This window comes from Rubrivivax rivuli (assembly GCF_004016505.1).
GTDB classification, from domain to species: domain Bacteria; phylum Pseudomonadota; class Gammaproteobacteria; order Burkholderiales; family Burkholderiaceae_C; genus Rubrivivax; species Rubrivivax rivuli.
The window spans coordinates 316,946-342,897 of record NZ_SACR01000005.1; the positions used below are offsets into that span (position 1 = coordinate 316,946).

The following is a 25,952-nucleotide window of genomic DNA, read 5'->3' on the forward strand; positions in this document are numbered from 1 at the left end:
TCGGGCTCGGGGGGCCCGGATTGCACCGTCGCGGCAAACTCCGAAACCACCGGTTCGCCAGGGGCGCGCCGCTGAAAGAGGTTGTAGGCCACGGAGCGGCAGCTTAAGCACCTTCGGCCGTGGCACTGCCCCGATAAGGCCCGGTTTTCGCGCGTGTTACCGCGCTGTCACACCTGCGGGGGCCTTTTTCAGGCCCGCAGCACGCGCTGCAGCCGGGCCACGGCGGCTTCGAGCTGGGGCAGGGCGCTGGCAAAGGACAGGCGCACATAACGCTCGGCCTGTGCGGGGCCGAAATCGCGCCCGGGCGTCAAGGCCACATGGGCGCTGTGCATCAGCTCGAAGCAGAAATCCCAGCTGCTGGCGCTGTAGCGCGAGCAGTCGAACCAGACGTAGAAGGCGCCATCGGGCTGCACGGGCACCTTCAAGCCCAGGGCCTCCAGGGCGGGCACGATGAAGTCGCGCCGGCGGCGGAACTCTTCGCGCCGCTGCTCGAAGGCTTCCAGCGCCTCGGGCTCGAAGCAGGCCAGCGCCGCATGCTGGGCGATGGTGCTGGGGCAGATGTAGAGGTTCTGCGCCAGCTTCTCCACCGGCGCCACCAGTTCGGGCGGCAGCACCATCCAGCCCAGGCGCCAGCCCGTCATGCCGAAGTACTTGCTGAAACTGTTGACGCTGACGATCTGTTCGCCCAGCGCATCGGCCAAGGCCAGCGCGCTGTGGCCGAAGGCCGGCTCGTAGCTGAGCCCGAGATAGATCTCGTCGACGATGCTCACGCCGCCGCGTTCACGCACGGTGGCGGCGATCGCCCCCATCTCGCTGGCGCTGATCGAGGTGCCCGTGGGGTTGCTGGGTGAAGCCAGCAGCACGCCGCGCGTGTTCGGCCCCCAGGCCGCGGCCACCGAGGCGGCCTCCAGCTGGAAGCGCGCCGCCGCCGTGGTGGGCAGCAGCACCGGCTTTGCTCCCGCCGCCGTGACGAAGTGGCGGTTGCAAGGGTAGCTGGGGTCGGGCATCAGCACCTCGTCGCCGGGCTCGAAGAGCGCCAGCGTGGCGAGTTGCAGGGCCGCCGAGGCGCCGGCCGTCACGACGATGCGGCTGGGGGCCACGGCCACGCCGAAACGGCTGCCGTACCAGCCGGCGATGCGCTCGCGCAGGGTCTGCAGCCCGGTGGCGTGCGTGTACTGCGTGCGACCGCGTTCGATGGCGGCCGTGGCTGCGCGCTGCACGCCGGGCACGGCGGTGAAGTCGGGCTCGCCGATGTTCAGGTAGATCATCGGCTCGCCGCCAAGCGCGGGGTCGCAGGCCGGGCTGCGCGCGATGGCGTCGGCAGCCTTGGCGCACTCCATCACCCAGAAGGGTTCGATCTGCGCCAGGCGGCTGGCGGTGCGGATCGGGCAAGTGGCGGCGGGCATGCCGGCGGGCGGCGGGCTCAACGCCGCGCCGGGCGCGCTTCGTTCGGGCGCAGCTCGGCGGCGCACTTATCGAGCACGCCGTTGACGTACTTGTGGCCGTCGGTGCCGCCGAAGGACTTGGCCAGTTCCACGGCCTCGTTGATGGCCACGCGGTAGGGGATGTCCAGGCAGTGCATCAGCTCGTAGACGCCGATCATCAGCACCGCATGCTCGATGGGGCTGAGCATCGTCGTCTTGCGGTCGACGTGGCGCGAGAGCACGGCGTCCAGCGCCGAAGCTTGCTCGATACCGCCGTGCAGCAGCGCGTCGAAGTGCGCGCGGTCCATCTTCTCGAAGCCGTCTTGCTCGCGCACGTCGGCTTCGGCAGCGGCGCCATCGCCCCCGGCGATCAGCCAGCGGTACAGGCCCTGCAGCGCGAACTCTCGCGAGCGGCGGCGCGCCGACTTCGGGGCAGCGCGCTTGGCCGCCGGTTTGGCGGCAGGCTGGGCCTCGGGGGCCGGGTCGGCCTGGGGCGTGGTCATGACAGGTCTTCCAGCAGGTTGGCCATCTCCACGGCCACGCGGGCGGCGTCGCGGCCCTTGTCTTCGGCGCGGGCCCAGGCCTGGGCTTCGTTCTCGACGGTGAGGATGGCGTTGGCGATGGGAATCTGGTGGTCGAGGCTGACGCGCGTGACACCCGCGCCGCTCTCGTTGGCCACCAGTTCGAAGTGGTAGGTCTCGCCGCGGATGATGCAGCCCAGCGCCACGAGGGCGTCGAACTCGCCGCTTCCGGCCATGGCCTTCAGCGCCACCGGAATCTCCAGCGCGCCCGGCACGGTGACGTGGGTGATGTCGCCGCTGTCGACGTCGAGCCGCTCCAGCTCGGTCAGGCAGGCCTGGGCCAGCTTGCGGGTCAGTGCGTCGTTGAAGCGGGCCTGCACGATGCCGATGCGCAGGCCTTCGCCCAGCAGTTCACCGGCATCGCCTTGATCGGCGTCTTTCATGGGGAATGTCCTTGGGGCCGTTCCAGGCTGCGTGGGTGGACCCGGGTGGGTGTGGCGCTGTCTCTCAGGCCGGCGCCGAGGTGAAACCGGTGATTTCCAGGCCGTAGCCCGTCATGCTGGGCATGCGGCGCGGGTTGCCCAGCAGGCGCATGCGTTGCACGCCCAGCTGGCGCAGGATCTGCGCGCCCACGCCGTAGGTGCGCAGGTCCATCTGCGCGCGGGCGGGGGCGGCGGCGCGGCGCTCCGGCAGCACCTGCGGCAGCAGGCTGGCGGCATCGCCCGAGCAGTTCAGCAGCACGGCCACGCCGCAGGGCTGGGCCTTCAGCGCCGACAGCGCGGCGGGAAGCGGCCAGGAGTGGTGGCCGCCACTGGCGTCGAGCAGGTCGAGTGCGGTGAAGGGCTCGTGCACGCGCACGGGCACTTCGGTGCCGGGTTCCCAGCGCCCGTGGGTCAGCGCCAGGTGCAGGCCGCCGCTCTTGTCGTGGAAGGCGCTGCAGTGGAACTCGCCCTGGGGCGTGGTGAGCGTGCGCGAGCCGATGCGCTCGATGAGCGTCTCGTTGCGGCTGCGGTAGCCGATGAGGTCGGCGATGGTGCCGATCTTCAGGCCGTGCTGCTGCGCAAAGACCTGCAAGTCGGGCAGGCGCGCCATCGTGCCGTCGTCCTTCATGATCTCGCAGATGACGGCAGCGGGCGTGAGGCCGGCCATGCCCGCGAGGTCGCAACCGGCTTCGGTGTGGCCGGCGCGCATGAGCACGCCACCATCCTGCGCCTGCAGCGGGAAGATGTGGCCCGGCTGCACCAGATCGGCTGCCGTGGTGCCGCGCGCCACGGCCACCTGCACCGTGCGCGCGCGGTCGGCCGCCGAGATGCCGGTGGTGACGCCGGTGGCCGCCTCGATGGACACCGTGAAGGCCGTGCCGTGCTTGGTGCCGTTGCGGCTGGCCATGGGCGGCAGCTGCAGGTGTTCGCAGCGCTCGCGCGTGAGCGTCAGGCAGATCAGCCCGCGCGCAAAACGCGCCATGAAGTTGATGGCCTCGGGCGTGACGTGCTCGGCCGCCAGCACCAGATCGCCTTCGTTTTCACGGTCTTCCTCGTCGACGAGGATGACCATGCGGCCCGCGGCCAGCTCGGCGACGAGCTCGGGAATGGGGGAAATCGGCATGGGGGGATTGTAGGTGCCGGCCTTGCGCGGCACGGCTCGGGGCCGCGACATGAAAAAACCGGCCCTGGGGCCGGTTTCGGGGGTGCGCGGGTTGCAGAGCCACTCAGGCGCGGCGACGGCCCTTGCGCGCGATGCCGGCAGCCAGCAGGGCCAGCCCTGCCAGGGCCAGCGAGCCCGGCTCGGGCATGCCGGTCGGCGTGTTGAACTGGCCGGCGTCGGCGACGAAGAAGTCGTCGAAGCCGAAGTAGTCGCCGGTCTCGACGTCGCCCACCGACTGGAAGCTGATGCTGGTGTAGCGCAGGTTGGCGCCAGCGAAGCCGAAGAACAGCAGGTTGCCGCCAGCGTCTTCGTTCTTCTTGCCGTCGCCAGCACGCACGAGCAGGGTCTCGGTGGCGCCGGATTCGGTGCGCAGCAGCAGGCTCAGGCTGCCGCCGAAGTCACCGATGTCGGTGCCGAAGAAGCCAAAGGCCGAAATGGCGCGGCTGAAGTTCAGCGTGAGCGTGCCGGCGTTGTCGGAGTTGACGCGCAGGTGCTGCTGACCGTTCGTGGTGGTGTTGAAGCGGCCGCTCTGTTCGCCCACGTACACCTGGCCCGAAGTGCTCAGGCCTGCGGTGATGGTGGTGTTGTTCGAGCCGCTGAAGACGGCCTGTACAGGAGGGTCGCCCAGTTCGCCATTCACCCGCGGCACTTCGAAGCCGAAGGACGACAGGGTGACGTTGAAGTTGTTCAGGAAGCGCTGACGCTCTGCGAACACCAGCGGCGAGTCGAGCACGCCACCCGTGAACGGCATCGGATCCTCCAGCCGGTAGATCTGCGACGGCGTGGGCGCGGCCTGCGCAGCGACCGCTGACACCAAGCTCAAAGCCAGGACAGCGCTTGGCAAGTGAAATCTCATGGACGAATCCCCAACATGAAGTAGCCTTTGGAACATGACTGAGCAAGATCCAGACCCGCGCCGAATTCTCTTGGTGTGGCGGGCACTTAGGTGAGCGTGTCTCTCTCGGTGATGGGCATCGTTGTAAAGCGAGTCGACAGCTCTTTCAGGGCGCCGCGCAGGCCGATTCCGGCCAGCCGGCCGAGCGCCTGATCCTCAACCGCAGATCCTCGCCCACCTGCTGCATGTCATGCCAGCGATAGCGTGTGGCTGCCTCCAGATCGGCCAGCGCAGGCCCGGCCGCCATGGGCATGCCCGGGCCCAGCAGCATCGGCGCCATGTAGACCAGCCACTCGTCGATCAGGTCGTCAGCCCAGAACGCACCGGTGAGCGTGGGGCCGGCCTCGAGGTGGAGTTCGTTGATGCCTCGTGCGGCCAGGCGGCGCAACAAGGCCGTCAAGCCGGGCGGGTGGTTGTCCTGCCCATCGAACCAGACCTCGACCCCGCGTTCGCGCAGGGCGGCGGCTGCCACCCCCAACCCGGTCTCGGGGCCCGCCACGACCAGCACGGGGCCCGCGGTGCGCAACAGGGTGGCTTCCAGCGGCATCCGGAGTTGGCGGTCGAGCACGATGCGCAGCGGTTGCCGCTCCGTGGATTCGAGGCGGACGTTCATCTGTGGGTCGTCGGCCAGCACGGTGCCGATGCCGGTGAGCACGGCCGAAGCCCGGCGCCGCCAGTGCTGGCCGTCTGTGCGGGCGGCAGGGCCCGTGATCCACTTCGACCTGCCGTCGGGCAGGGCCACCCGACCATCCAGCGTCACGGCCGACTTCGCGCGCACCCAAGGCAGGCCCCGCTCGATGCGGCTGAAGAAGCCGATGTTCAGTTCGTGGGCTTCGCGTGCCAGCGGGTCTGCCGCATCCAGCAGCAGCACGTCGATGCCGGCCGCGCGCATCCGCGCCAGGCCCGCCCCCGCCACCGCGGGAAAGGGATCGCGCAGGGTGACGACGCATCGGGCGATGCCGGCTTCAACCAGGGCCTCGGCGCAGGGGCCGGTGCGCCCCCGGTGGGCGCAAGGTTCCAGGGTGACCCAGGCCGTGGCGCCGCGCACGCTCTGCCCGGTGGCTTCGGCGTCACGAAGTGCCATCACTTCGGCGTGGGCTGCTCCAGGCGGCTGGGTGGCGCCCCGGCCCGCGACACGGCCGTCGGCCCAGCCGATGACGCAGCCGACCCGGGGGTTGGGGTCGGTTCGGCCGATGGCCGTGGTGGCCAGCGCCAGCGCTTCGCCGAGCCGCTGGCGATCCAGCGGCGTGGGTGCCGCGCCGGGTGCGGTGCTCAAGGGGCGGGCTGGTGCGGCCAGGTGCGCGGCGCGCCTGTTTCCGGGCACTGGTAGGCAGTGGAACCGTCGCCCGCCCGGATGATGACGAAGTTCTGGTTCAGCAGCGCACCCGTGACGCCGGTGTAGGTGGCACGCTCGTGGTAGCGGCAGACCTTGTATTCGTCGTCGTCGGCTTCGTTGGTGCTGTCGGCGATGTCGAAGTCGTCGAAGCGGAAATAGCCACCCCAGCTCGGCGCGTCGGCGGTGATGCGGACGGCGCACTCGTACTGCACCTGGTAGTCGACCAGGGGTTGCAGGAAACACTGGATTTCGCTGTTGGGGTTGGCCCCTGCCGTCTGCTCGATGATCAGTTCGAAGTCGCCTACCCCAGGCCCTGTCGGGTCGGCCATCGAAGTGCTGGAAGCCGCAGGGTTGCCGGTGGTGGCAAATCGCACCGTGCCGCTGACCAGCAACGCCGTCCCGCCGTTGCAGGAAGTGTTGCCGCTCACGCCCACGCTGCTGAGCGTGATGCCGCTCGAACTGGTGGCCGACGTGCTGCACAGTTGCAGCACGCCGGTGGTGTTGTTGAAGACCCAGGCCACGCGCGAGTCTGCCTGCCCGTTCTGCCCGGGCGGCAGGTAGGCGCTGCGCCCCACGCCCACCGGCACTGCGCTCGGCGGAATGGCGCGGTGCCTGCCCAGCGGCTGCAGGGCTCTCTCCGGCACGGCACCCAGCACCAGAGAGGCCGAGAGTTCCGGCTCGATGCCCGCGATGCTGGAGACCAGCCGCACCGATTGGGTATCGCCCCGCCTGTCGACCCAGTCCACATCCACGGTCAACTGCCGGCGGGCCGGCGTGACCGTTCCCGTCACGCCCGACTCCAGGGAGACCGATCGCTTCAGCACGTAGGTGGCGTTGGCACCGGCGGGCGATACCGTGAGATCGGGTTGCGTGGTGATGTCTGCGTAGGCGGTTCGGTTGGCGGTGGTGACCAAGGTGGTGAAGCCTCGCCATTCCTCGATGGCGTCCTGGGCGATGCGCACGGCCTCTGCACGCTGGCGGGCCAGGTCGCCGTTGCTGCGCAAGGTGGCCTGCATGCCCACCACCGCCAACATCCCGAAAGACATCACACCGAAGGAGACCAAGGCCTCGATCAGCGAAACGCCCCGCTGCAGCCTGCGGTTGGAAAGTCGCATCAGAAGTCCCTCCAGGCACCGGGTACCTTGACGTAGGTGCCGTAACTCACCTGCAACTGGCGCAGCAAGGCCGGGGCGTAGTTCAAGGTGAGTCCGCCCGAACTGGTGCCGAGGCTGAGATCGCCCTCGACCACCACGGCACCTTCCACGGTGGAGTTGCCCGACAGCGCCCAGTTCGAGGCTGCGCCGCCCGCCTTGGCGCGTTGGTAGATGAGGCCCTGCACCGTCACGCCCGAGGCCAGTTCGATGTCACCGTCGACGATGAGCAGTGCCGGCGTGCCGGCAGCACCGACGTTGGCATCGAGCGTCACCGTGCCGGCGCCGCGCAGCCACACGGCCCTGCCGGGGTTGCGCAGCAGCAGCGAGTTGATCGCGCTCGCGTTGCAACCGGAGGTGCAGTCGAGCGTGGGAAGACCCGGTTGCCGGAAGTAGGTCGAAGGACGCATGCCGAAAAAGAGGGCGAAGCGCCGGTCGTCGGCGGTGAAGTCGCCCTGCGCGGCGGGGGCCAGCGTGGCGTCGCCTGCCACCATGGTGTTCGCCGGGCGCACCCCCGGCAGACCCACGCGCACCACGCCCGTGCTCGGCACGCTGCCGGCGGCGCCGGCGGTGTGCAGCGTCACGCCATTGCTGGCCGTGTCGAGGTTGCGGAGGGTCAGCGTTGCCCCACTGGGCAACGCAGACAGGGTGCCGCCCAGCGTGAGCGTGGCCGCCGGCACGGAAGTGATGGCGTTGCGCAGCGTCACCAAGGTGCGAACCGCAGCGACACCATCGCCCGTTGCGCCCCGCAGAACGCTGAACTGCAGGCAGCCGCTGGGGTCGGGATCCGCCCGCGTGCAACTGTTGGACTGCAGTTCGACCACCTGGGGCCGGCCTGCAGCCAGGGCCGTCGGTTGCTGGAACTGCACGATGAAGGCCGGCTTGACGCCCGACGCGGTGACGGTGGGCAGCGCGGTGGCGGTCTGGTTGGGCAGCGAGCAGGCGCATGTCCAGCGCGTCCCGTTGAACACGCAGCCTGCGCGAACGGCCTCCAGCATGGCCACATCCGCCAGCCTGGGCGTCAGGGTGCCGGTTCCTGCGTCAACGGTGAGGTGACGCTCTCGGAAGCTGAGGTGGGTTGCTTCCGTGTCCGAGGTGCTGGGTGTGCAACTGGCATCCACGCGGCCCGCGTTCAACTGCGCGACGGCCCATTCAAGCCCGGCCTCTGCCGCTTCCAGCGCCTGGGTCGACCGGTACTGATTGCTGGCGGTTCGCTGCTCGAAGATCAGGTTGCGGCTCGTGTAGGCCGCCACCAGCGAGATGACGAAAAACAGCAGCATCACGACGATGAGCGCTGCCGCGCCGCGTTGGTGGCGGGCTCGGTGCTTGAGAGGCTTGCGAGTCATGGAGTGCCTCCGCTCAACTGATCGGGCACGAGCGATTGCCGGGTGCTTCGCTCGACAGCGCCACGGCATCGTTGCGGACCCGGACGCTGGTGGTGAGGGTGCGACTGATGGCCGGGTCGGTGCGCGAGGCCCCAGTGATCGTGACCGTCAACTCGCGCACACCAACGCGCGGCCAGCAATCGGTGGTGCCATCGGCACAGAGGCTGGGACAAGGCAGTGTCATGGCGGCGCCGTTGGCAGTTCGGGCGCGCAGGCCCTCCCTGACGGTGCTGATGGTGAAGTCGGTGATGCTCACCGTTGCGGCGTCGGTCAGGTCCTGCCAGGCCGCCTCGCAGTTCACGGCGGTTTCACCCTGGCAGGCCTTGATGACGCCGTCTTGCAGCTTGAAGCCGAAGGATTCGCTGCCGGAAGACCGGCGATAGCGGTAATTGACGGCAGCAGACGCGGCCGGGTCGACCGCCAGGGCCAGGTAGCCGTTCGGGGAGACCGCGCTGTTGCTCTGTGACGGCACCTGGGATTCCGCACTCTGCCAATAGCCACTGCGCCGCAGTTCGCGGGTGATGATGTCCGCCGTGGCGCGCAGGTCTTGTTGCAGCTGGGTCTCCAGCAAGAGACGACGGTTGTCCGTGAGCTGGGTGCTGACCAGCAATGCCGCGGCTGCCACCACGAACAGGCTCACGGCCACGCCGACCATCAACTCGACCAGCGACAAGCCTCGCGAGAGGCGGCGCGGTGGGCGCCTTGGGGTGGTCAAGTGCATGCGGGCACTCCGGAGATCCGCCCTGAAGGCGAGCACACGGTCGGGCGGCCGGTGGCTTCCAGGGAAGTCACGAGGGCCCCGACGCCCGGCAAGGTGACCTCGACCTTGAACGGTGCCGAGGGGGGTGTGGGGACGTCGGCCGTGTACACCGAGATCCGGCCCGTGGCTGGGTCGAAGCCGACGGTGCGCTGTGCCTGCCCGCTGGGCACCTGGATCACAGGCCCCAGCGAACGCTGAACCTGCACGGTGCGGATTTCACGCGTGAACGTCCCCGTGCAGGCCGGCGTGTTGCGACAGTTGCAGTTGGTGTTGCTGCCGACCAGGATGACGTAGCAGGTCAAGGGGCTGCCGTTGGCGCTGGTGGTGGTGTCGAAGCGGACGAGCACGTTCTGGTTGCGGCTGGCCGCCTCGCTGCGCGCGAACTGCAGATCCGTGACCAGCGTGGCGTTGATGCTGCGCAGACGCTGCATCTCGATCATCCGCTTGAACGGCGGCGCGGTGAGCACGACCAGCGTGGCGGCGACCGCCAGGACGATCATCAGCTCGATCAAGGTCAGCCCGTTCGGGCGGGCGTTGCCGCTGTGCCGCATCATCGGTTGAAGCAGGGATGGGTGGCCGCAAAGTCCGCGTCGGCAAAGCTGCTGCAGGTGCCACAGCCTGCAAAGCGCAGGTTCCCCTCGAGCAGGCGGATGGCCATGCGCGCGCACTGGGCGTCGCTGGCCTGCCGCCCCTGGCCCACGGCGGTGACGATGTAGCCGCGGGCGATGCTGCCGGCGGTTGAATTGGGCACCGACAGGCTCAGGGTGTAGAGCGCGGGAGAGGTGACCCCCAGGTCCGTGAGGCTGGTGCTGTAGGCCGGGTTGTTTCCGCGCCAGCGCTCCTGGGCCTGCTGCACGCTGGAAAACGCCGTCATCGCGTCAGCGCGGCGGCTCTTGGTGATGGAGGCCTGGTAAGCAGGCAGGGCGATCGCCGTGATGATGGCGACGATGGCCACCGCGATCATCAGTTCGATCAACGTGAAGCCTTGCGTCTTGCTGCGGGCTTGGAAGGGCGCAATCGTCATGGCGATATTCTGAAATCGTCCGTTGCCCTGGGGCGCACCGCTCGTCTCTTCTCGGCCGCCGCTCGTCGAGCGTCCCGCGAACGGGGGGGCAGCCCTCCGCCGCGAATCTCGCGGCTCAGCAGACCGGATGACCCCGGACGGTGCCCGCAGGGCTGCAGGTCCTTGCACGCCCCATGATGTTGACCACCATGTGCACGGCCCGCCCTTCGCTGCCCTGCAGGCGCAGCGTGCCGGTGGGAGACACCGTGCCCTTGGTGGGGTCCAGCACCATGGAGGCCACGTTGCTTCGCAGCCGAATGCCATCACCCGCGTGAAACTGAACGCTCCGCAGGGCTTCCGCGGTGCCTGTGCAGACAGGCGCAGTCCCGGCGGTGCAGGTGCAGGCGCCTGCGGGGCCGGTGTGCACCACGTAGCAACTGGTCTCGGCCTGTTGCGCGTAGCTGATGCGCAGGCTCCGGTTGCGCGCCACGGCTTCGCTGCGCGCCAGCTGCAAGTCGGTGTGCAGCTGGGCCGCCGCGCCGTCCAGGCGACGCAACTCGAGCGCGTCACGAAAGCCGGGTAGCGTGGCCCCTGTGATCACGGCTGCGATGGCCACGGCCATGAGCGATTCGATGAGCGACAGGCCACGGTTGCGCTGGCGCTGCGGGGCGGTGCGAGGGTTCATGGCGGCTCCAGGGCGTTTGGACATGCCGCGCACTCTAGAAACCGCCGCACCGTCGCGCGTCCCCATGCGGTGTGCCTGGCCCGGGCCCCTGGAGTGGGCCCCCAGGCCGTGGTTTCAGGCCCCTCCCCCCGCCGGGGGTCCTGCCTCAGATGTCCCGGATCAACTGTCGGAAGGCATCCACATCCTCGAACTCGCGGTAGACCGAGGCGAAGCGCACGTAGGCCACCTTGTCGATGCGCTTGAGTTCGCGCATCACCAACTCCCCCAGCCGGGTGCTGGGCAGTTCACGCGCACCGCTGGCCAGCAGCTTGTCCTGGATGCGCTCCAGCGCCGCATCCACCTGTTCCACGCTCACGGGGCGCTTGCGCAGCGCCAGCATCATGCTGGCCCGCACCTTGGCGGGGTCGAACTCCACGCGCGCGCCGTCCTTCTTCACCACGGCCGGCATCGCGATCTCGCTGCGTTCGTAGGTGGTGAAGCGCTTCTCGCAAGCGAGGCAGCGACGACGGCGACGGATGACGTCGCCTTCGTCGCTCTCGCGGGTTTCGACGACCTGGGTCTCGTCGTGGCTGCAGAACGGGCAGCGCATGGGGCCTCAGGCGCTGCCGGGCTTCAGCGGTAGACCGGGAAGTCGCGCGCGAGCGCGGCCACTTTGGCGCGCACGGTGGCGAGGTTGGCTTCGTCGTGCGGATTGTCCAGAACGTCCGCGATCAGGTGCGCGGTCTGGCGCGCCTGTTCTTCCTTGAAGCCGCGCGTGGTCATGGCTGGCGTGCCCAGGCGGATGCCGCTCGTCACCATGGGCTTCTGCGGGTCGTTGGGAATGCCGTTCTTGTTGCACGTCATGTGCGCGCTGCCCAGGATGGCCTCGGCTTCCTTGCCCGTCAGGCCCTTGGGGCGCAGGTCGACCAGCATCACGTGGCTTTCGGTGCGGCCGCTGACGATGCGCAGGCCGCGCTCGATCAGCGTCTCGGCCAGCACCTTGGCGTTGGTGATCACCTGCGCCTGGTAGGCCTTGAATTCGGGCGTCAGCGCTTCCTTGAAAGCCACCGCCTTGCCGGCGATCACATGCATCAGCGGCCCGCCCTGGATGCCGGGGAAGATGGCGCTGTTGATCTTCTTCGCGATGGCCTCGTCGTTCATCAGGATGATGCCGCCGCGCGGGCCGCGCAGGCTCTTGTGCGTGGTGCTGGTGACGACGTCGGCGTGCGGCAGCGGGTTGGGGTAGACGCCTGCGGCGATCAGCCCGGCGTAGTGCGCCATGTCCACCATGAAGTAGGCCCCCACGGCCTTGGCCACCTTGGCGAAGCGCTCGAAATCGATGCGCAGGCTGTAGGCGCTGGCGCCGGCGATGATGATCTTGGGCTTGTGCTCGTGAGCCAGACGCTCCATCGCCTCGTAGTCGATGGCTTCGTTCGCATCCAGGCCGTAGCTCACCACCTTGAACCACTTGCCGCTCATGTTCAAGGGCATGCCGTGCGTGAGGTGGCCGCCTTCGGCCAGGCTCATGCCCATGATGGTGTCGCCGGGCTGCAGCAGGCCGAAGAACACGGCCTGGTTGGCCTGGCTGCCGCTGTTGGCTTGCACGTTCGCGAAGTTGGCGCCGAAGAGCTGCTTGGCGCGCTCGATGGCCAGGGTCTCGGCCACGTCGACGTTCTCGCAGCCGCCGTAGTAGCGCTTGCCGGGGTAGCCCTCGGCGTACTTGTTGGTCAGTTGGCTGCCCTGCGCCTGCATGACGGCGGGGCTGGTGTAGTTCTCGCTCGCGATGAGCTCGATGTGCTCTTCCTGCCGGTGGTTCTCGGCTTGCACGGCCGCCCAGAGTTCGGGGTCGACGAGGGCGAGGGTGGAGGTGGAACGGTCGAACATGGCGGTCCTGTGGCGGGGGGGTCCCGTGTTGGTGGGCCATCGAGAGCCACAGACGGCACCCGGGCCGGCCGGATGTGCTGCGGTCGAGGGCTGCCCAGGCGCACGGCGTGCACTGCGGCACAGGGCCTGCAGCCTGCGCTTCCCGGTGGTCGTCCACCTCAGCCGCCGGCAAGGTGCCGGTGCCTATCGCCAGTCGCGCAGAGCCGGCAGTGTAGCGTTGGCCGGGAAAACCCGGCAGCGTTCAGCGCAGCAGCGCCACCTGCTCGTCGGCGGCAGGCTTGGCTGGCGTGGTGGCGATCTCGCCTTCCTTGGGTGATGCGGACGACGCCGGGATGTTGCTCACGTTCACCGGCACGTTGCGGCCCTGCACCACGCTGCGCATGTGGGTCTGCTCCAGCAGCACGCGGCCGACGTAGCCGCCGTCGGTGTCCAGCAGGGCGGCGCCCACGTAGAACTTCAGGCCTTCCTCCAGGCTGCCGGCGCGGCGGATGCACTCCTGCAGCACCTGCACGCCCACACGCAGGTTGCTGATGGGGTCGAAGGCCGCGTGCTTGCCGCCGAAGCTCTCGTACTTGTCGTCATGCACGCGCGTCAGCACCTGCATCAGGCCCTGGGCGCCCACCGGGCTCTGCGCGAAGGGGTTGAAGCTCGACTCCACGGCCATGATCGCGAGGATGAGCGTGGGGTCCAGGCTGGCGCGGCGGCCGATCTCCCAGGCTTCCTGCACGAGTGCGCCCACCGGCTCGGGGGCCACCTTGTATCGGCGCGAGATCCACGTGGCCAGGGTGGCTTGCTGCCGGGTCAGCTCGGTCAGGTCGGCGGCCGTGGCGCGGTTCACGGCTTCGGGCTCGGCCACGGCAGCCAGCAGGTTACCGCTGGCGTGTTCGCGCGCCTCGTGGCGCGTCTGCAGCCACTCCAGGGCCACCACTTCCAACTGGCTGCGCACATCGGCCCGGCCGAGGGCGAACACCGCGGCGGCGATGGCCACCAGGCCCACCAGGGCCAAGGTGTTGTGGCTGATCTCCAGCAGGCCGCGGCCCACATCGCCAGCAAACAACTTCACCGATCGGGCAGCGGCACGCGGCGTCTGGCGCAGCATCTCTGAAGCTCGCATCGTCGTATCTCCAGTCGACCGGGGGACAAGGGCCCGCAACATCGGCGGGCCGGGGCCCCGGTGAATAATCAGCCGCCCCGGGGTTCGGGCCTGGGGGCAGCCGCGACGAAGGTCGGAAAGTGGCTGCCGGGCAGGGGCGGGACGGTGTCAACGCGCGGGCTGTGTGCGCTGGGCAAGCGCCGCGGGTTAACCCTTAAGGTTTGGATCTGGGCGGATTCTAGGAACGCCCTCATACCCGGTCAAGAATATGAAACAGGTCTCTAATAACCAGAACCCATGAAATACCGAGACCTCCGCGACTTCATCCAACAGCTCGAACGCCTGGGCGAGCTGCGAAAACTGGCCGAACCGGTGTCTCCACATCTGGAAATGACGGCAATTGGCGACAAGCTGCTGCGAGCCGGTGGCCCCGCCGTGCTGTGCACCCAGCCCGCCGGTTACAAGATTCCTTGTCTGATCAACCTCTTCGGCACCCCCCGGAGGGTGGCTTTGGGCATGGGCGCCGAGAGCCTGGGCGACCTGCGCGACGTGGGCCGGCTGCTGGCCGGGCTGAAGGAGCCGGAGCCACCCAAGGGCCTGAAGGACGCGGGCAAGCTGCTGGCCATGGGCAAGGCGCTGTGGGACATGAAGCCCTCGGTGCAGCGCAGCGCGCCCTGCCAGGACGTGGTGCTGGAGGGCAGTGACGTCAACCTGGCCACGCTGCCGGTGCAGACCTGCTGGCCGGGCGACGCCGGCCCGCTCATCACCTGGGGCCTGGTGGTCACGCGCGGCCCGCAAGGCTTGGCCAACCCGCGCAGCCGCCAGAACCTGGGCATCTACCGCCAGCAGGTGATCGGCCGCAACGAGGTGATCATGCGTTGGCTCGCCCACCGCGGCGGCGCGCTGGACTTCCGCGAGTTCGCGCGCGCCAACCCCGGCCAGCCTTTCCCGATGGCGGTGGCACTGGGGGCCGACCCGGCCACCATCCTGGGCGCGGTGACGCCCGTGCCTGACACGCTCGGCGAGTACCAGTTCGCCGGCCTGCTGCGCGGCAGCCGCACCGAGCTGGTGGCCACCCAAGTGGGCGAGGGCGCGCTCAAGCTCAACGTGCCGTCCAGCGCCGAGATCGTGTTCGAGGGCCACATCCCGCCCGCGCCCGCCGGTTTTGAAGGCGTGTCAGACCTGGGTGTGAAGCTGAAGGAAAAGGGCGGCTACCTGCACGCGCTGGAAGGCCCCTTCGGCGACCACACGGGCTACTACAACGAACAGGACTGGTTCCCCGTCTTCCGCATCGACCGCATCACGCACCGCCGCGACCCGATCTACCACTCCACCTACACCGGCAAGCCGCCCGACGAGCCGGCCATCCTGGGCGTGGCGCTGAACGAGGTGTTCGTGCCCATCCTGCAGAAGCAGTTCCCGGAGATCGTCGACTTCTACCTGCCGCCCGAGGGCTGCAGCTACCGCATGGCGATCATCTCGATCAAGAAGGCCTACCCGGGCCACGCCAAGCGCGTGATGTTCGGGCTTTGGAGCTTCCTGCGGCAGTTCATGTACACGAAGTTCATCGTGGTGACGGACGACGACGTCGACATCCGCAACTGGCAGGAAGTGATCTGGGCCATCACCACGCGCATGGACCCGGTGCGCGACACCACGCTGGTGGAGCACACGCCCATCGACTACCTCGATTTCGCCAGCCCCGTCAGCGGCCTGGGCGGCAAGATGGGGCTGGATGCCACCAACAAGTGGCCCGGCGAAACCCCGCGCGAGTGGGGCCGCACCATCACGATGGACGCCGCTGTCACGCAACGCGTGGAGCGGATCGTCGCGGGGTTGATGCCGAACTGAGGCCGGGCGCCCGAGCCCGGGCGCCGGTGTTCAGGCGGCGGCCTTGATGAGGTCGGCCGCCTTCTCCGCGATCATCACCGTAGGCGCGGTGGTGTTGCCCGAGACGATGCGCGGCATGATGGATGCGTCCACCACGCGCAGGCCTTGCAAGCCGTGCACACGCAGTTGCGCATCCACCACGTCGTCAGGCCCCGGGCCCATGCGGCAGCTGCCCACCGGGTGGTAGATGGTGTCGGCGTGGTTGCGCACGAACTGCTCGATCTGCGCGTCGGTCTGCGCCGCGGCGCTGGCCGGCAGCTCGCGCCCGCCCAGGGCGGCCAGCGCCGGCTGCGCGAGGATGCTGCGCATCAGCTTGAAGCCGCGCACCAGGCGATCGACATCGTCACGCTCGGTGAGGAAGCCCAGATCGATGGCCGGCGGCGCGTGCACGTCGGCGCTGGCCAGCGTGAGGCGGCCGCGGCTGACGGGGCGCAGCAGGCATACATGGCATGAGAAACCATGCCCGAACACCGTCTTGCGGCCGTGGTCGACCAGCTTGCCGATGACGAAGTGGAACTGCAGGTCCGGCGTGGCCTCTTCGGGGCTGCTCTTGATGAAGCCGCCGGCCTCGCCGAAGTTGGTGGTGAGGATGCCGCGGCGCGCCGTGCGCCACTGCCACAGGCCCTGCAGCGCGTGCCAGGCGCCGGTGAGCGAGAGGCCGAAAAGGTCCTTCGCACGCGGGGCGGCATGCACCTGCGTCACGTCGATGTGGTCGTGCAGGTGGCGGCCCACGCCCGGCAAGTGGTGCAGCGTGGTGACGCCGTGCTGCTGCAGTTCGGCGCCATCGCCCACGCCCGAACGCAGCAGGATCTGCGGGCTCTGCAGCGCGCCGGCGCAGAGCAGCACCTCGCGGCGCGCCTGCAGCGTGCGCGTGGCGGCGCCCTGCACGAGTTCGATGCCCGTGGCGCGGCGGCCCTCGAAGGTGACACGCGCCACCGTGGCATCGGTGACCACCTGCAGGTTGCTGCGGCCCAGTGCGGGCGTGAGGTAAGCCTTGGCGGCGCTCATGCGCTCGCCACCTTTCTGCATCACCTGGTACAGGCCCACGCCTTCCTGCACTTCAGCATTGAAGTCGGGGTTGCCTGGATAGCCGGCCTGCTGTCCGGCCTGCACGAAGAGCGACGACACCCGGTTGGGCTGCATCAGGTCGGCCACGTTCAGCGGGCCGCCACGACCATGCCAGGCATCGGCCCCGCGTTCGTTGTGCTCGGCGCGAAGGAAGTAGGGCAGCACCTCGCTCCAGCCCCAGCCGGGGTTGCCGAGTTCGGCCCAGTGGTCGAAGTCTTCGCGCTGGCCCCGGATGTAGATCATCGCGTTGATCGAGCTCGAGCCGCCCAGCACCTTGCCGCGTGGCTGGTAGCCGCGGCGGCCATTCAGGCCGGGTTGCGGCACGCTTTCGAAAGACCAGTTGGCCACGCCCGTCTGCGCCATCAGCGCGAAGCCGGCAGGGCAGTGGATGAAGGCGCTGCGGTCCACGGGGCCTGCTTCCACGAGGCAGACGCTGGTCTGCGGGTCTTCGCTCAGCCGTGCGGCGAGCACCGATCCGGCGGCGCCGCCGCCGACGATGATGTAGTCGAACATGGGGTCTGGGGGTCTCCTCGATTCATCATAGCCAGCGGCCCCTGCCCGAATTGGTGGGGTGCCTCTAGCCCGGCCCCGCCTCGATAATCCGCCGCTTTGCGCCGGCGCCCTGCCGCGCCTGGGAGCCTTCACCCGTGTTCGGACGATTCGAAAAGCTCGTGCATCCCTACCCGGATGCCCTGCCGCCCCCGCCGCCGCGCAGCTTCTTCGCCTTCTTGTGGACTTGCTCCAAGGGCGTGCGCCCCTGGCTGCTGATGGTGACGCTGTTCACCGCGGCCATCGGCGCCTTCGAGGCGCTGCTCTTCAGCATGATGGCCCACGTGGTGGACCTGCTTGCCAAGGTGCAGCCCACGCAGCTGTGGGCCGAGCACGGCCGCACGCTCACGCTGCTGGCGGTGGTGCTGGGCGCCAGCGTGGTCTTCGCGGCGCTGCAGGCCCTGTTCAAGTACCAGGGCGTGTTCGGCAACTTCCCGATGCGCCTGCGCTGGAACTTCCACCGCCTGATGCTCGAGCAGAGCATGGGCTTCTACCAGGACGAGTTCGCCGGCCGCATCGCCACCAAGGTGATGCAGACCTCGCTGGCCGTGCGCGACACCTGGCTGATCGTCACCGACATCATGGTCTACGTGGTGATCTACTTCGTCACGCTGCTGGCGGTGGTGGGTGCCTTCGACCTCTGGCTGGTGGCGCCTTTCCTGGGCTGGCTGGTGCTGTACGTCGCGGCGCTGTGGTACTTCGTGCCACGCCTCGGCCAGGTGGCGCAGGCGCAGGCCGACGCGCGGAGCCTGATGACGGGCCGCATCACCGACGCCTACACCAACATCGCCACCGTCAAGCTCTTCAGCCACGCGCAGCGCGAGGCGCAGTTCGCGCGCGGCGCGATGCAGGAGTTCATGAGCACCGCCTACGCGCAGATGCGGCTGGTGACGGGCTTCGAGACGGTCAACCAGATCCTCAGCGTGGGCCTGATCGCCGCCACGGCCTTCGTGAGCCTGGCGCTGTGGTCGGGTTCGCTGGTGGGCGTGGGCGCGGTGGCCGCGGCCACGGCCATGGCTTTCCGCCTGAACGGCATCTCGCACTGGGTGATGTGGGAACTGGCCACATTGTTCGAGCACATCGGCACCGTGCAGGACGGCATGGCCACGCTCTCGCGCGTGCAGAGCGTGGTGGACAAGCCCGATGCGAAGGCGCTGGTCGTGCCGCGCGGCGAGGTGGTGTTCGAGAACGTGGTTTTCGCCTACGGCGGCAAGAAGCGCGTGGTCGACGGCCTGAACCTGCACATCCGCCCGGGCGAGAAGATCGGTCTGGTGGGCCGCTCGGGCGCGGGCAAGAGCACGGTGGTGAACCTGCTGCTGCGCCTGTACGACCTGGAATCGGGCCGCATCCTCGTGGACGGGCAGGACATCGCCGGTGTCACCCAGGCCAGCCTGCGCCGGCACGTGGGCATGGTGACCCAGGACACCTCGCTGCTGCACCGCAGCGTGCGCGACAACATCGTCTACGGCCGGCCTGACGCCACCGAGGCCGAGATGGTGCGCGCCGCCGAACGCGCCGAAGCCGCCGACTTCATCGCCGGCCTGAGCGACGCCAAGGGCCGCAAGGGCTACGACGCCCATGTCGGCGAGCGCGGCGTCAAGCTCAGCGGCGGGCAGCGCCAGCGCATCGCCATCGCGCGGGTGATGCTGAAGGATGCACCCATCCTGCTGCTCGACGAAGCCACCAGCGCGCTCGACAGCGAGGTGGAAGCCGCCATCCAGGAAAGCCTTTACCGGCTGATGGAGGGCAAGACGGTGGTGGCGATTGCGCACCGCTTGAGCACCATCGCGGCCATGGACCGCCTGGTGGTGATGGACCAGGGCCGCATCGTCGAGGTGGGCGACCACGCCACTTTGCTGGCCGCCGGCGGCATCTACGCCCGGCTGTGGGAACACCAGAGCGGTGGTTTCCTCGGCGAAGAACTCGACGAAGACGGCACGCCCGCCCCGGTCACGGCGGGCTGACGGCCTTCGCTTCGGCCGCCGGCGCCGTGGCGGCGCTCAGCACCATCGGTTCGGTCTCGACCCACGCGCTGGCTTCGGCACCGGGCGCGGCCGCCGGGGCTGGGCTGGCCATGCGCTGCAAGGCGCCGTCCAGCGCCGCCTGACGCTCGGCGGTGTCGCCGGGCGGGGGGGCGGTCAGCGTGTCCAGCGGCACGTCCACCGTCACCGCACGCGGGGGCGGCGTCTCGGGCGGGGCGGCGGGGTGCCGGGTGTTGCGCACCAGGTGTTCCCACCAGGCCACAAGCACGGCGACGGCGAAGAGCGCACCCAGGGCGGCGCCAACCCAGCTGAAGAAGGCTTCCATCACGGGGTTTTCGGCCATGCCGTCCGGTGCTTGAGCCCGCCAGGGCCGACAATTGCGGGTTGTCCGGCCCAGCCGACGCCTACACGAGACGGAGCGCCCCGTGCCCGCCCTGGCCCCCACCCCCACCCGCCCTGCCGACAAGGCCCCTGCCGAGGCCAAGCCCCTGGCCAGCTACCGGCCCTTCTGGGCCAAGCGTTTCGGCACCGCGCCTTTCCTGCCCATGAGCCGCGCCGAGATGGAGCAGCTCGGCTGGGACAGCTGCGACATCGTCATCGTCACCGGCGACGCCTACGTCGACCACCCCAGCTTCGGCATGGCCGTGATCGGCCGCACCCTGGAGGCCCAGGGCTTCCGCGTCGGCATCATCGCCCAGCCCGATTGGCAGAGCGCCGATGCCTTCAAGGCCTTGGGCAAACCGAACCTGTTCTTCGGCGTGGCCGCCGGGAACATGGATTCGATGATCAACCGCTACACGGCCGACCGGAAGATCCGCAGCGACGACGCCTACACGCCCGGCGGCGTGGGCGGCAAGCGGCCCGACCGCGCCACGCTGGTCTACACGCAGCGCTGCAAGGAGGCCTGGAGCGAGGTGCCGGTGATCATCGGCGGCATCGAGGCTTCGCTGCGCCGCATCGCGCACTACGACTACTGGCAGGACAAGGTGCGCCGCAGCATCCTGGTCGACAGCAAGGCCGACCTGCTGCTCTACGGCAACGCCGAGCGCGCCATCATCGAGGTGGCGCACCGCCTGGCCCAGCGCAAGCCGGTGGAGAGCCTGACCGACATCCGCGGCACCGCCTTCATGGTGCGCACCACGCCCGATGCGAACGGGCAACGCTTCGGCGCCGAGTGGTTCGAGCTCGACAGCACCGAGGTCGACCGCCCGGGCCGCGTCGACGAGCACATCAACCCCTACCTGACGACCGAAGAGGCCGCGGCCTCGGTGGGCGAAACCTGCGCCAAGCAGGAAGGCAGTGGCGAGGTGGCCGCGGCCGCGCCCGCCGTGCCCGCGGTGGCCACCATCGCCATGCCGGTCAGCCGCAAGACCGGCAACCTCAAGCTGCCGCCGCGCGAGAAGACCGTGGTGCGCCTGCCTTCGTACGAGCAGGTCAAGAGCGACCCCGTGCTCTACGCCCACGCCAACCGCGTGCTGCACCTGGAAACCAACCCCGGCAACGCACGCGCACTGGTGCAGCGGCATGGCGACCGCGACGTGTGGGTCAACCCGCCGCCCATTCCGCTCAGCACCAGCGAGATGGACCTCGTCTTCGATCTCCCCTACGCGCGCAGCCCGCACCCGGCCTACGCCGACGAGAACGGCGGGCACGACGGCCCGACCAAGATCCCGGCCTGGGAGATGATCCGCTTCAGCGTGAACATCATGCGGGGCTGCTTCGGCGGCTGCACCTTCTGCAGCATCACCGAGCACGAAGGCCGCATCATCCAGAGCCGCAGCGAAGACAGCGTGATCCGCGAGATCGAGGAGATCCGCGACAAGGTCAAGGGCTTCACCGGCGTCATCAGCGACCTGGGCGGCCCCACGGCCAACATGTACCGCATCGGCTGCAAGAGCCGCGAGATCGAGGCCGCCTGCCGCAAGCCGAGCTGCGTGTACCCCGGCATCTGCCCGAACCTGAACACCGACCACGGCCCGCTGGTGAAGATGTACCGCCGCGCGCGGCAGCTGCGCGGCATCAAGAAGATCTTGATCGGCAGCGGCCTGCGCTACGACCTGGCGGTGCAGAGCCCCGAGTACGTGAAGGAGCTGGTGCAGCACCACGTGGGCGGCTATCTCAAGATCGCGCCCGAGCACACCGAAGGCGGGCCGCTGTCGAAGATGATGAAGCCCGGCATCGGCAGCTACGACCGCTTCAAGCAGATGTTCGAGCAGTACAGCGCCGAGGCGGGCAAGAAGCAGTACCTCATCCCGTACTTCATCGCGGCGCACCCGGGCACCAGCGACGAGGACATGATGAACCTGGCCATCTGGCTCAAGCGCAACGGCTTCAAGGCCGACCAGGTGCAGACCTTCTACCCTTCGCCCATGGCCACGGCGACGGCGATGTACCACACCGACCTGAACCCGCTGAAGGGCATCAGCCGCCACACCGAAGGCCCCGGCGCGCGCGCCGAGAAGGTGGACATCGTGCGCGGCGAGAAGCGCCGCCGCCTGCACAAGGCCTTCCTGCGCTGGCACGACCCCAACAACTGGCCGCTGCTGCGCGAGGCGCTCAAGAAGATGGGCCGCGCCGACCTCATCGGCAACGGCAAGCACCACCTGATCCCCAGCTTCCAGCCTGCGGCCGGCACCGGTTACGTGAGCGCACGCCGCAAGAACAGCACACCGGCCGGCGCACGCACCTCGGCCGTCACGCAGGGCCGGCTGCTCACGCAGCACACGGGCCTGCCGCCGCGTGAGACCGGCGCTGCGCCGGCAGCCAAGCCCACCGGCACGCGCCGCAAGCCGCGCTGAGCCTGCGGGCTGCGGGTTCCCGAGGCCCCCTCACTCGCGGGGACAAGGTGCTGCACCCCGGGCATCCCGCGATGGCCGGCCGTGGGCGCGGTGGTACTTTCTCGGCCCCTGATACGCATTGCCCGAAGGTGCCCGCCTTGAACACACGCCGTCTCCCCGCCTTGGTGGCCTTGGCCTCCTTCCTCGCCATGGGTGCCGCGCCCGCGCTGGCCCAGAGCAGTACTGGCGTTGCCGTCCCGACGCCCTTCACGGCCGTCTACGTGTTCGGCGACAGCCTCTCCGACGGCGGCAACAACAACCTCGTCTTCGGCGGCCTCACCGGCCCCAACCCGACCAGCGCCACCTTCATCCCTTCGCTGCCTTACGCGTCGGCCCCGGGCCAGCGGCCCACCTACAGCAACGGCCCGGTCTGGTTCAACAGCTTCGCCGCCGGCCTGGGCCTGGCTGGTTTTGCCCAGCCTTCACTGGCCGGTGGAGGCAACTACGCCTTCGGCGGCGCGCGCACTACGGTCGACGGCACGGGCGTGCCGCCATTCATTCCCGCACCGTTTCCGGCCAGCCTGCAGACGCAGCTGAACAGCCACCTCGCCACCACCCCGGTGTCGTCCACCGCGCTGTACGTCATTGCCGGCGGCGGCAACGACGCCCGCGCCACCGCCGAAGCCGTGGCCGCCAACCCCGCCAACATCGTGGCGCTGACCACTGCGGGTGCCACAGCCTACGCCACGGCCACGGCCCAGATGGTGGGCACGCTGCGCGCCGCGGGTGCCAGCAACATCGTGGTGTGGAACACGCCCGATCTCAGCAAATCGCCCGCGGCCCTGGCCGGCGGGGCGGGTGCGGTTGGGGCGGCGAGCTTCATCACCGGCGCCTACAACAGCGCGCTGAACAGCGCCCTGGCCGGCAGCGGCGCGCAGATCTTCGACCTGGCCGGTCTGGTCGGCAGCTACGTGGCCAACCCGGGGGCCTTCGGCTTCACCAACGTCACCCAGGCCTGCGGCTTCAGCGGCAACAACTGCGATGCCGCCAGCGCGCTGTTCTGGGACGCCATCCACCCCACGGCCTACGCCCAGGGCCTGCTGGCCGGTGCGATGCTGAGTGCCGTGCCCGAGGCCGGCACCGTGTGGATGTTCATGGCCGGCCTGCTGGCCCTGGGCGTGATGGTGAAGCGCCGCCGCGCCTGAATCTCTTCAGACCTCCCACGCTGGCCGCGCCGGGTCGACCTCAAGGGGTCAGACGCCCGCCGCGGCCAGCGCGTTTTCCAGGGCCTGCAGTTCGCTGTCCAGCGTGTAGGCCTGCACGGACACACGCACGAACACCTGGCCGGCGTGTTGCGTCACCGGCACCTCGATGCGGTGCTGGTCGAACAGCCAGGCGCGCAGGCCTGCTGGGTCGCTGCTGCGCACGGGAATGGGCACCATCTGGCCGAAATCGGTGCCGTGGGCGATGGGCTGCAGCCCGTTGCGCGCCAGCACGCGCGCCTGCAGGGCCAGCGCGCGCTGGTGGCTCGCGCTGCGGTGCGCCGGCCAGTGGTTCGCGGCCAGGAAGTCCAGTGCCGCCGGCACGCTGAGCCAGGCCGCGATGTCGCGCGTGCCCTGCCATTGCAGGCGGCGCTCCAGCAGCGTGCTGCCGACGTAGGCGTCGAAACCCGTGTGGCCGCCGGTGCTGCCCGCACCGTCTTCACCCGCCACATAGCCCCAGCTCACCACCGGCGCGTGCACCTCGCGCTGGCGTTCGGGCCGCACGTGCAGGAAAGCCGCGCCCTTCGGCGCGCACAGCCACTTGTGGCAGTTGCCGGTGTAGAAGTCCGCGCCCAGCGTGTCGAGGTGCAGGTCGATCTGCCCGGGCGCATGGGCGCCGTCCACCAAGGTCGCAATGCCGCGTTCCCGCGCCGCGGCGCACAGTGCCGCCAGTGGGAAGACCAGCGCCGTGGTCGAGGTGAGGTGGCTCACGAAGATCAACCGCGTGCGCGGCGTCACCGCGGCCATCAGGCGATCGGCGAACTCGCTGGCCTCGAAAGGCAGCGGTATCTCCACGCGCCGGTAGACCGCGCCCGTGCGCTGGCAGACGTGGTGCCAGGTGGCGTCGCAGGCACCGTACTCGTGGTCGGTGGTGAGGATCTCGTCGCCCGGCTGCAGCGCGAGTGACTGCGCCACCGTGTTCACGCCGGTGGTGGCGTTGGGTACGAAAACCAGGTCGTCGGCCTGCGCGCCCAGGTGGGCCGCCAGCCGCTCGCGGGCCGTGCGCAGCAGCGCGGCCGAACGACGACCGAGAAACTCCACCGGGTTGCGTTCCATCGCCAGCTGCCACTGCTGCAGCGCCTCGAACACGGGCTTGGGGCAGGCGCCGAAGCTGCCATGGTTGAGGAAGTGGACGGTGGGGTCGAGCAGGAAGTGCTCGCGCATCTGTTCGGGCGTCGGTGCTGGCATGGTGCCGCCATCTTCTCACCCGGGGCGCTCATGCAGAATCGGCGCCATGGCCAGCAGTCTTCTCGCACTCCTCGACGACATCGCTACCGTGCTGGACGATGTCGCCATCCTCAGCAAGGTGGCGGCCAAGAAGTCGGCCGGCGTTCTGGGCGATGACCTCGCACTCAACGCGCAGCAGGTCACTGGCGTCAGTGCCGACCGCGAACTGCCCGTGGTGTGGGCGGTGGCCAAGGGCTCCTTCGTCAACAAGGCCATCCTCGTGCCGGCGGCGCTGGCCATCGGGGCTTTTGCGCCCTGGCTGATCACGCCTTTGCTGATGCTGGGCGGCGCCTTCCTGTGTTTCGAGGGCTTCGAGAAGCTCGCCCACCGCTTCCTGCACAGCCAGGAAGAAGACGAGGCCCACCGCGCCGCGCTGAGCGCCGCCTTGCAAGACCCGCAGGTCGACCTGGTGGCCTTCGAGCGCGACAAGATCAAGGGCGCCGTGCGCACCGACTTCATCCTCTCGGCCGAGATCATCGCCATCACGCTCGGCGCGGCCGCCGCGGCGCCCTTCACCACGCAGGCGCTGGTGCTGACCAGCGTGGCCATCGCCATCACCGCCGGTGTCTACGGCTTGGTGGCGGGCATCGTGAAGCTGGACGATCTGGGCCTGTGGCTCAGCCGCCGCCCGGGCGGCGCTGCGCAGGCCGTGGGCCGGGGCGTGCTGGCCGCCGCGCCGCTGCTGATGAAGACGCTGGGCATCGTCGGCACGGCCGCGATGTTCCTGGTGGGCGGCGGCATCCTGGTGCACGGTGTGCCGCCGCTGCACCACGGCATCGAACATGCCATCGCCGGCCTGCCGGGCGCGGTGAAGTGGCTGGCCGGCACGCTGGCCGAAGGCGCCACGGGCGTGGTGGCCGGTGGCGTGATCGTGGCCGTGTTCACGGCCTTCCAGAAGCTGCGTGGCAAGAAGGCCGCCTCGGCCTGAGGGCCGGCGGCGCTTCCCTCAGGGCATCACTTGTCGTTGATGCCCAGCAGTTCCACCTCGAACACCAGCGTCGCGCCGCCCGGGATGGGCCCGCGGCCGTTCGGGCCGTAGGCGATGGCCGAGGGGCAGGTGAGCTTGGCCTTGCCGCCGACCTTGAGCTTCTGCACGCCTTCGGTCCAGCACTTGATGACGCGGTTCAGCGGGAAGCTGGCAGGCTCGCCGCGCGAGTAGCTGCTGTCGAACTCGCGCCCGTCGGTGAAGGTGCCGCGGTAGTGCACCTTGACGGTGTCGGTGGCGGCGGGGCTGGCGCCCTGGCCTTCACGCAGCGACAGGTAAATGAGGCCGGAGTCGCTGACCACGGCCCCCTTTTCTGCGGCCGCCTTCTTCAGCGGGTCGGCGGTCTGGGCCCAAGCAGCCGTGCCCAGGCTCAGGCAGAGGGCCAGGGCGCCGGCCAAGGCCAGCAAGCGGGGGCGGGGTGAAGCGTGGAACAAGGCGGGTTCTCCAGGGGG

Annotated in this window: 24 protein-coding genes and 1 riboswitch; of the genes, 5 read left to right on the forward strand and 19 right to left on the reverse strand. The window is 69.4% G+C overall.

Annotated features, from left to right (window positions below):
• Positions 1–188: 188 nt before the first annotated feature.
• From EOE66_RS17425 to EOE66_RS17490, 15 genes are all read right to left on the reverse strand, one after another.
• A complete protein-coding gene (locus EOE66_RS17425) occupies positions 189–1,385 on the reverse strand; it encodes a pyridoxal phosphate-dependent aminotransferase (RefSeq protein ID WP_128230234.1) in 1,197 nt (398 codons plus the stop codon).
• 38 nt (positions 1,386–1,423) lie between these two features.
• Positions 1,424–1,927 carry a transcription antitermination factor NusB gene (gene nusB / locus EOE66_RS17430; protein WP_128229994.1) on the reverse strand — a complete coding sequence of 168 codons (504 nt, stop codon included), beginning with the start codon at positions 1,925–1,927 and terminating at the stop codon, positions 1,424–1,426.
• Positions 1,924–2,388, reverse strand: coding sequence for a 6,7-dimethyl-8-ribityllumazine synthase (gene ribH, locus EOE66_RS17435; protein ID WP_128229995.1), 465 nt, complete (start codon positions 2,386–2,388; stop codon positions 1,924–1,926). Before ribH ends, nusB begins: the two co-directional genes overlap by 4 nt.
• A gap of 64 nt (positions 2,389–2,452) precedes the next feature.
• Positions 2,453–3,550 carry a bifunctional 3,4-dihydroxy-2-butanone-4-phosphate synthase/GTP cyclohydrolase II gene (gene ribBA / locus EOE66_RS17440; RefSeq protein ID WP_128229996.1) on the reverse strand — a complete coding sequence of 366 codons (1,098 nt, stop codon included), beginning with the start codon at positions 3,548–3,550 and terminating at the stop codon, positions 2,453–2,455.
• A gap of 103 nt (positions 3,551–3,653) precedes the next feature.
• Entirely contained in the window at positions 3,654–4,403 is a 750-nt protein-coding gene (locus EOE66_RS17445) for a hypothetical protein (protein WP_128229997.1), read from the reverse strand.
• A gap of 187 nt (positions 4,404–4,590) precedes the next feature.
• The gene (ribD, locus tag EOE66_RS22200; protein WP_245479086.1) at positions 4,591–5,760 is read right to left on the reverse strand and encodes a bifunctional diaminohydroxyphosphoribosylaminopyrimidine deaminase/5-amino-6-(5-phosphoribosylamino)uracil reductase RibD; all 1,170 of its coding nucleotides are present in this window, start codon (positions 5,758–5,760) and stop codon (positions 4,591–4,593) included.
• Entirely contained in the window at positions 5,757–6,935 is a 1,179-nt protein-coding gene (locus tag EOE66_RS22205; protein WP_245479087.1) for a type IV pilus modification PilV family protein, read from the reverse strand. Before EOE66_RS22205 ends, ribD begins: the two co-directional genes overlap by 4 nt.
• The gene (locus EOE66_RS17455) at positions 6,935–8,317 is read right to left on the reverse strand and encodes a pilus assembly PilX family protein (RefSeq protein ID WP_164885150.1); all 1,383 of its coding nucleotides are present in this window, start codon (positions 8,315–8,317) and stop codon (positions 6,935–6,937) included. Before EOE66_RS17455 ends, EOE66_RS22205 begins: the two co-directional genes overlap by 1 nt.
• 13 nt (positions 8,318–8,330) lie before the next feature.
• Positions 8,331–9,077 (reverse strand): prepilin-type N-terminal cleavage/methylation domain-containing protein, encoded by a 747-nt coding sequence (locus tag EOE66_RS17460; RefSeq protein ID WP_128229999.1) that lies wholly within the window; start codon positions 9,075–9,077, stop codon positions 8,331–8,333.
• Positions 9,068–9,670 (reverse strand): GspH/FimT family pseudopilin, encoded by a 603-nt coding sequence (locus EOE66_RS17465; protein ID WP_128230000.1) that lies wholly within the window; start codon positions 9,668–9,670, stop codon positions 9,068–9,070. The genes EOE66_RS17460 and EOE66_RS17465 overlap by 10 nt, the downstream gene beginning before the upstream one ends.
• Complete coding sequence (locus tag EOE66_RS17470) at positions 9,667–10,140, reverse strand: type IV pilin protein (RefSeq protein ID WP_128230001.1); 474 nt, start codon at positions 10,138–10,140, stop codon at positions 9,667–9,669. Before EOE66_RS17470 ends, EOE66_RS17465 begins: the two co-directional genes overlap by 4 nt.
• A 115-nt stretch (positions 10,141–10,255) precedes the next feature.
• Positions 10,256–10,804 carry a GspH/FimT family pseudopilin gene (locus tag EOE66_RS17475; protein ID WP_164885163.1) on the reverse strand — a complete coding sequence of 183 codons (549 nt, stop codon included), beginning with the start codon at positions 10,802–10,804 and terminating at the stop codon, positions 10,256–10,258.
• A gap of 145 nt (positions 10,805–10,949) precedes the next feature.
• Positions 10,950–11,393 (reverse strand): transcriptional regulator NrdR, encoded by a 444-nt coding sequence (gene nrdR / locus EOE66_RS17480; RefSeq protein WP_128230003.1) that lies wholly within the window; start codon positions 11,391–11,393, stop codon positions 10,950–10,952.
• Between the two features lie 23 nt (positions 11,394–11,416).
• Positions 11,417–12,667, reverse strand: coding sequence for a serine hydroxymethyltransferase (gene glyA / locus EOE66_RS17485; RefSeq protein ID WP_128230004.1), 1,251 nt, complete (start codon positions 12,665–12,667; stop codon positions 11,417–11,419).
• Positions 12,668–12,752: 85 nt separating this feature from the next.
• Positions 12,753–12,874, reverse strand: a riboswitch (ZMP/ZTP riboswitch).
• 34 nt (positions 12,875–12,908) lie between these two features.
• Positions 12,909–13,781, reverse strand: coding sequence for a lytic transglycosylase domain-containing protein (locus EOE66_RS17490; RefSeq protein WP_128230005.1), 873 nt, complete (start codon positions 13,779–13,781; stop codon positions 12,909–12,911).
• 276 nt (positions 13,782–14,057) lie between these two features.
• Here EOE66_RS17490 and EOE66_RS17495 point away from each other — a divergent pair, with 276 nt between their 5' ends.
• The gene (locus EOE66_RS17495; protein WP_128230006.1) at positions 14,058–15,611 is read left to right on the forward strand and encodes a UbiD family decarboxylase; all 1,554 of its coding nucleotides are present in this window, start codon (positions 14,058–14,060) and stop codon (positions 15,609–15,611) included.
• A gap of 30 nt (positions 15,612–15,641) precedes the next feature.
• Here EOE66_RS17495 and EOE66_RS17500 read toward each other — a convergent pair whose 3' ends face one another.
• A complete protein-coding gene (locus EOE66_RS17500; protein ID WP_128230007.1) occupies positions 15,642–17,231 on the reverse strand; it encodes a GMC family oxidoreductase in 1,590 nt (529 codons plus the stop codon).
• Positions 17,232–17,365: 134 nt separating this feature from the next.
• Between EOE66_RS17500 and EOE66_RS17505 the strand changes: the two genes are divergently transcribed.
• Positions 17,366–19,231 carry an ABC transporter ATP-binding protein gene (locus EOE66_RS17505; RefSeq protein WP_128230008.1) on the forward strand — a complete coding sequence of 622 codons (1,866 nt, stop codon included), beginning with the start codon at positions 17,366–17,368 and terminating at the stop codon, positions 19,229–19,231.
• On the opposite strand, the gene EOE66_RS17510 is transcribed toward EOE66_RS17505, so the two are convergent.
• Positions 19,218–19,592, reverse strand: a complete 375-nt coding sequence (locus tag EOE66_RS17510; RefSeq protein ID WP_128230009.1) for a hypothetical protein — start codon at positions 19,590–19,592, stop codon at positions 19,218–19,220. The two genes, EOE66_RS17505 and EOE66_RS17510, sit on opposite strands and share 14 nt — an antisense overlap.
• Before the next feature lie 82 nt (positions 19,593–19,674).
• Here EOE66_RS17510 and EOE66_RS17515 point away from each other — a divergent pair, with 82 nt between their 5' ends.
• Both EOE66_RS17515 and EOE66_RS17520 read left to right on the forward strand, forming a co-directional pair.
• Positions 19,675–22,047 (forward strand): YgiQ family radical SAM protein, encoded by a 2,373-nt coding sequence (locus EOE66_RS17515; protein ID WP_245479088.1) that lies wholly within the window; start codon positions 19,675–19,677, stop codon positions 22,045–22,047.
• A gap of 137 nt (positions 22,048–22,184) precedes the next feature.
• Positions 22,185–23,231, forward strand: a complete 1,047-nt coding sequence (locus tag EOE66_RS17520; protein ID WP_164885152.1) for an SGNH/GDSL hydrolase family protein — start codon at positions 22,185–22,187, stop codon at positions 23,229–23,231.
• A gap of 48 nt (positions 23,232–23,279) precedes the next feature.
• On the opposite strand, the gene EOE66_RS17525 is transcribed toward EOE66_RS17520, so the two are convergent.
• The gene (locus EOE66_RS17525) at positions 23,280–24,476 is read right to left on the reverse strand and encodes an aminotransferase class V-fold PLP-dependent enzyme (protein WP_245479089.1); all 1,197 of its coding nucleotides are present in this window, start codon (positions 24,474–24,476) and stop codon (positions 23,280–23,282) included.
• A gap of 46 nt (positions 24,477–24,522) precedes the next feature.
• Here EOE66_RS17525 and EOE66_RS17530 point away from each other — a divergent pair, with 46 nt between their 5' ends.
• Entirely contained in the window at positions 24,523–25,443 is a 921-nt protein-coding gene (locus EOE66_RS17530; RefSeq protein ID WP_128230011.1) for a DUF808 domain-containing protein, read from the forward strand.
• A 26-nt stretch (positions 25,444–25,469) separates the two neighbouring features.
• On the opposite strand, the gene EOE66_RS17535 is transcribed toward EOE66_RS17530, so the two are convergent.
• Positions 25,470–25,934 (reverse strand): FKBP-type peptidyl-prolyl cis-trans isomerase, encoded by a 465-nt coding sequence (locus tag EOE66_RS17535; protein WP_375137491.1) that lies wholly within the window; start codon positions 25,932–25,934, stop codon positions 25,470–25,472.
• Positions 25,935–25,952 lie beyond the last annotated feature (18 nt).